Here is a 290-nt window from a genome sequence, read left to right on the forward strand (position 1 = left end):
CCGCAGGAACATCGTTATTCTCTATCGTACCTGTAGCCGAGATACCTCCAATCGTTAAATCATATACTTCATCTGACTCAACAACTGCATCATCAACCGTAGCAATCGTAACTGTAAAACTCGTAACCCCTGCTGGAACCGTAATCGTACCCGAAACAGCATCATACGTAACACCATTACTAAATACCGGTGGTAATACATAATCTGATCCGCTGGTTGTATTGTCGACCAATACAAACGGATAGGTTTGATCTGATGTGGACTCTACTACACCAACGGTATGAACTAAA

The 290-nt window shown here is 42.4% G+C and carries 1 protein-coding gene; it reads right to left on the reverse strand.

Annotated features, from left to right (window positions below; genetic code table 11):
* The coding region (locus AC1EUY_RS16205; RefSeq protein ID WP_480196593.1) for a hypothetical protein at positions 1-290 on the reverse strand (290 nt) is incomplete at both ends.

The sequence above is a fragment of the Maritimimonas sp. 2210JD6-3 genome (assembly GCF_056591795.1).